The organism is Sulfitobacter sp. HI0040, from assembly GCF_001634885.1.
Lineage (GTDB): Bacteria > Pseudomonadota > Alphaproteobacteria > Rhodobacterales > Rhodobacteraceae > Sulfitobacter.
In genome coordinates this window covers 1-4,933 of the sequence record NZ_LWEX01000119.1, presented here as the reverse complement: position 1 = coordinate 4,933, position 4,933 = coordinate 1, and the positions used below count along the sequence as shown (strand labels likewise).

Sequence of the window (4,933 nt, the reverse complement as noted above, 5' to 3'; positions counted from 1 at the left end):
GCGCCGACCTGCGCAAGCAAGGCGATGACCTGCGCCTGGCCTGTCATCGCGCACTCATCTCGTCGGCAGTAGAGGCCGTGCGTCTCGCCGCCGACCTTGCGCGTCGGGTGGCGCATCTGAAGGCCATTGCGCCCAAACTTCGGGCAAAGGGGGCAAATGATGCGGTCGAAATGTTCCTGACCCGCGATGCCGTGGCGCCCTCGGCGCTGCCGCTTCCGGATCGCGCGGCGCGGCGGCTCTGCGACCGGTTGGTCGATCTCGGCGCGGTGCGCGAGCTGACCGGGCGCGACACTTTCCGGCTCTACGGGGTGTAGCGATGGCGAAGGATCGCTTGGAACCGGAGCTTGATCGCGCGTTGACGGACCTGCCGCCCGAGCTGCGCTGGCGGGAATGGATGCGCCGGATTGAGGCGGTGCTGTTTGCCTCGGCCACGCCGGTCGCCCGCGAGGATCTGGCGCGGGTGGTGGGGCAGGGGGCCTCGGTCGATTTGCTGGTGGAGGACCTCGCTGCCGATCTGGAGGGGCGGGCTTTTGAAGTTGCGCAGGTCGCTGGCGGCTGGATGTTTCGCACGCGCGCCACCTACGCGCCCGCAATCCGCGCGGCGGCAGATGTCGGGGACCAACTGCTGGACCTAAGCGAATTCGACGTCGCGGTCTTGGCCGCCATCGCCTACCATCAACCGATCACCCGCGACGGACTCAAGGACATCTTCGGCAAGGAGATCAGTCGCGATCTGATCGGGCGGCTCCATGCACGCAACCTGATCGGGACAGGGCCAAGGTCGCCGCGACGAGGGGCGCCCTATACCTTCGTCACCACCGAACAGTTCCTTTTGGCCTTCGGGTTGGAAAGCCTTCGCGATCTTCCCGATCGCGAGCAGTTGGAGGACGCGGGGGTTGTGGACGAAGTACCACAAGTCGATTTTGGCTAAGCTGTTGCCGATTTTGTTGGGTGCTAAGACTCTGTGAAAGCACTGTTTTCTCCCCGATGGTTTCGAGTCTTGCCGGTTTCCGTTGCTGATACCTGATTTAGACTCTGCTGTTCCGCTTATCGTTTCATTCGTCGTGCAACGATTCATGTGGAGCCTCAGAAATATTCACTATTTCAAGGCGATAATCGTTTCGTCCTTTTGACGACGTTGGCTTTTGCCTCCTAACGCCTGAATCGTTGCAAAACCCGTGAAACAAAAACTTGCGCCAAGGAAAAATGTAGGTGTATCAATATCATAATCGTTTCACACTTGCGGGATATCGTTTCATGGCCTTGTCGGATCAAGACATTCTCGACTTTGTCGGCGAGAACCCGGGTGCCGGACGCGATGCCATCCGGAAGGGCGTTGCAAGGGATGTGAGCGAAACCACTGTATGGCGCCTCTTGAAGCGCATGGTGGAAGAAGGTCGCCTCGAGGTATCTGGCAAGGGTAGGGCCACGGGATACAGGATCGCCGGGGGTGCGGTCGTTCGGGCGCATTTGTCGACGCCGTACAACAGGCGAGCACCGGTGTCCTATCGACCGGAGTTTCTCGATGCATACGTTCCGGGAAAGACCTGGTATCTGTCTGCACCTAACCGCGAAAGCCTGTTGGAGGCTGGCCGTCCGCAGGGCGGCGCAATTCCGGCCGGAACATACGCGCGCCGGATCCTTGAACAGCTTCTGGTGGATCTCAGTTGGGCGTCGTCCAGGATGGAGGGGAACACCTACGATATTTTGCAGACCGAGCGATTGATCAGGTTTGGTGAGGAAGCTGCGGGAAAGGATCGGAAAGAAGCCCTGATGATCCTAAACCATAAGGAAGCTATCCAGTATGTGGTCGACAATCTCGATGAGATCGGGCTTCGGCGTCCTGATCTGTTCGCGATTCATGCGCTGCTCTCGGATGGTCTTCTGGCGGACCCGGCGATGTCGGGCCGATTGCGAGCGATGCCGGTCGGCATCTCGCACTCGAGCTATCGACCGCTCGACGATGCGGTCACGATCGCAGAGGAGTTCGACATCCTGCTCCACAAGGCTGCGCAGATCACCGATCCGTTCGAGCAGTCCTTTTTCCTCTTGGTGCACATCCCGTACCTCCAGGCCTTTGCCGACGTCAACAAGCGAACCTCGCGCGTGGCCTCGAACATCCCACTTCTAAAGTCGGATCTTGCGCCGATGTCGTTCACGACGATGGACGACAGCGACTATATCGATGGGCTCATCGGGGTTTATGAATTGAACAATGTCGCGCTGCTGCGTGAGGTCTACATGGACGCGTACTTGGCGTCTGCGGAGAAATACCGAATTCTTCGCGCTGAGGTGGAGAGCCCGGAAAAGGCTGCGCTTGCCTATCGGGAATTCGTTCGCGCTGCGGTCCGGCGTTGCGTTCTCGAATTCAAGGAGTTCCGAAACGATGCGGTTGATGAGATGGCTTTGGCTGCTGGCGTGCCCGATGCTGATCGAGCGGATGTTGTCGCTTACGTTCGTGAGCAGATCGCTGGGCTCCATGAAGGCAACGTAATCCGCTATCGGCTGAAACCAGACGACCTGAAAGGAGTGAACCTGCGCTAGATCGTTGATCGAACCGGACCGAAGAACGTCTACGCATCAAAAGCGCATTCAATCATTGCGATAGTCTTTGCAATGATGGGCATCCAAAATAGTGTGGTTCGGAGAGAGTTCCGATAATGTCTTCAATACTCAAGTTTTTCCGAATTACATTCTTTCTCGCCCTGTATTTTTTCTTATGCATGGTCGTGGTGACCATAATGCTTCAGGGTTGGCCGGTTGGTGGCCAGATGCTGTTTGCATTTGGTGTTCCCGTCATTCTGGTCTGGTGGCAAGAAAAACGGAGATCGCGGAAAGTCGCTGCAAAGGCGCAAGCTGAGGGGAGTTCCGAAACCCACCCCCCCCGACCTGAGCCGGTGCCGCGCCCAAGTGCCAACGACAAGCGTATCGAGCGTGAGCGCGAACGAACTCGCGAAGCCAATGCGTCTCAAGCACCGGCTGCCGTGCAGGCCTACTCTCCACCAAAGCAGGACTACGCTGAAATCGTTCGGGCTGGAAAGTCTGCGGCGCCGGCACTTGCCGCGGCCGCTGAACGAAATCAGCCCTCGCGAATGGCATCGAGCGTATCGTCCCGACCAACGAAAAGCGGGTGGGTCCCGTCTAGCGAAACAGCTAGCGTGGCCGGCCGCAACATCGGCGGGATGGTCTATGTCGGCACGCCCCCCTTGCTGAACACCTACGGGTATCGTGACAAATGCCGAGCCTATATCGATCCGTCCCTGTCGGTCGCGCGCTCTGGAGCCGACAAAGCTGGAGAAGGTATGCCCTACTGGCCGGGGTACTCGGATATCTCACCTCAGTGCCGGGCGACCTACCTCGACTGGTTGGCCAGCGGGCGAAACGATGCCTCCTACAACCCCGGCTACATGTTCCTGTACTTCTACGGGCTGGAGCGTCGCTTCTTCGTTGATCAGTCCAATGAAGACGCAAAGGATATCGTCCAGGAAGTTCGGCGGCTGCAGTCACTTTACCCTGACAACCACTCCGTCAGGCGCTATTTGGGTGAGTTCCTCGACATAGCGATGCTTGCCGAAACCGACCTCGACGCGATCGATCCGATTTTTGAGAAGCAGGGCTGGGAACTTCCGTTCTCACTCAAATACGCAATCGGAGCTCGGATCGACAAAGGCGAGAACCTGACAGCTGACTGGTTGCTGAGTTGGTTCATCTGCCATCCGGAAACAAATCTGAGAACTCCCGCGACGCGGTGCCGTGACGAGTTCGTTGCTCTTTTCCGTTTGCGGTTTGATCGGCGTTTTCCTGATGGACTGAAAGTGACCAAACCCCGGAAATCACTCACGGCTTCTTATAGGGCCGCCTCGAGCGAGTTTGAGGGGTCTGCCAACCCAACCGTTGATGGCAAGCCGGTCCCGGATATTTCCGGTCTGCGCAAACCGGTCGAGATTGCCCAGGAGTTGGCTGACGAGGTGATGAACGACCTCGACAAGCTCAGTCGCTTCCTGGGCCGAAACCCTGATGGCCGCGGAAGCGTGGAAGCGCATGCCTTGCTACCCTCTGAACTGTGGGATGCCTTCCCATCAGAGGAAATGGACCGCTTGAAATCTTGGTGTCGCGTAGCCCTTAATTGTGAGATGGGAAATCCAACGAAATCAACGGCTGAGCTTTGCCCTTAAATATGAGATTTTGCCTTTAATTCTGATATTTTTGCCCTTAAACCTGAGACAGGGTTCACAGACATTTGCGGCAAATATCGATGAATGATGATGGCGAAGACTGCGTTGCTGTTGGTGCTGAAGAGGCGCGCAGGGCCGCGGTGCTGCGCCCTCTTGTTCAGGCATATCTCAATGGGACTGGCAGCCTGGAACGTGGCATCAATGACGCCGTTTGGGAGCTTGGTGTCAGCAGGGCGACGGTCTGGCGTTGGATGAAACGGTTGGCGGAAGAGGGTGGGCGCACCAGCGCTCTGGCTCCGCGGAAACGGGGCCGCCCGACCGGGACGATGTTAATATCCAGCAAAGTCGAAGCGGTAATCGAGGAGCACCTTCGCCGCTATTTCTTGCGCCGGGAGCGTTCGAGCTTGTCGCGCGTCGTGACAGAAATCCGCAACGCTTGCTGGCAGGAGGGCTTGCAACCGCCGACACGGCGAACGGTTCAGCGTCGTCTGGATGCGATGGGTGCCCGCGAAGTTGCGAAGGCACGAGAGGGCGCAAAGGCGGCCCGCCAGAAATTTGCGCCGGTCACAGGTGAGAACAAGGCCAGTATGCCACTGGAGATCGTCCAAATTGATCATACACCGGCGGACATCATTCTTGTCGACGGCTTTGAACGCAAACCAATTGGGCGGCCTTGGGTCACGCTGGCGATCGACGTCGCAACGCGGATGGTGACCGGATATTACACCTCTCTCGAGGCACCTTCGCGTCTGTCAGTG

The 4,933-nt window shown here is 58.1% G+C and carries 5 protein-coding genes; all 5 read left to right on the top strand.

Going from position 1 to position 4,933, the window contains the following annotated elements:
* The coding region (locus A3728_RS08785) for a DUF1403 family protein (protein ID WP_150120701.1) at positions 1-314 on the top strand (314 nt) is incomplete at its 5' end.
* 2 nt (positions 315-316) lie between these two features.
* Positions 317-931 carry an SMC-Scp complex subunit ScpB gene (gene scpB, locus A3728_RS08780; protein WP_040609054.1) on the top strand — a complete coding sequence of 205 codons (615 nt, stop codon included), beginning with the start codon at positions 317-319 and terminating at the stop codon, positions 929-931.
* Positions 932-1,212: 281 nt separating this feature from the next.
* Positions 1,213-2,544 (top strand): Fic family protein, encoded by a 1,332-nt coding sequence (locus tag A3728_RS08775; RefSeq protein WP_082852024.1) that lies wholly within the window; start codon positions 1,213-1,215, stop codon positions 2,542-2,544.
* 116 nt (positions 2,545-2,660) lie between these two features.
* On the top strand, positions 2,661-4,175 hold the full coding sequence (locus tag A3728_RS08770) for a TerB N-terminal domain-containing protein (protein ID WP_231886325.1): 1,515 nt from the start codon (positions 2,661-2,663) through the stop codon (positions 4,173-4,175).
* Positions 4,176-4,255: 80 nt separating this feature from the next.
* Positions 4,256-4,933, top strand: a 678-nt coding sequence (locus tag A3728_RS22710; protein WP_201722306.1) for a helix-turn-helix domain-containing protein, incomplete at its 3' end; no start/stop codon positions are given.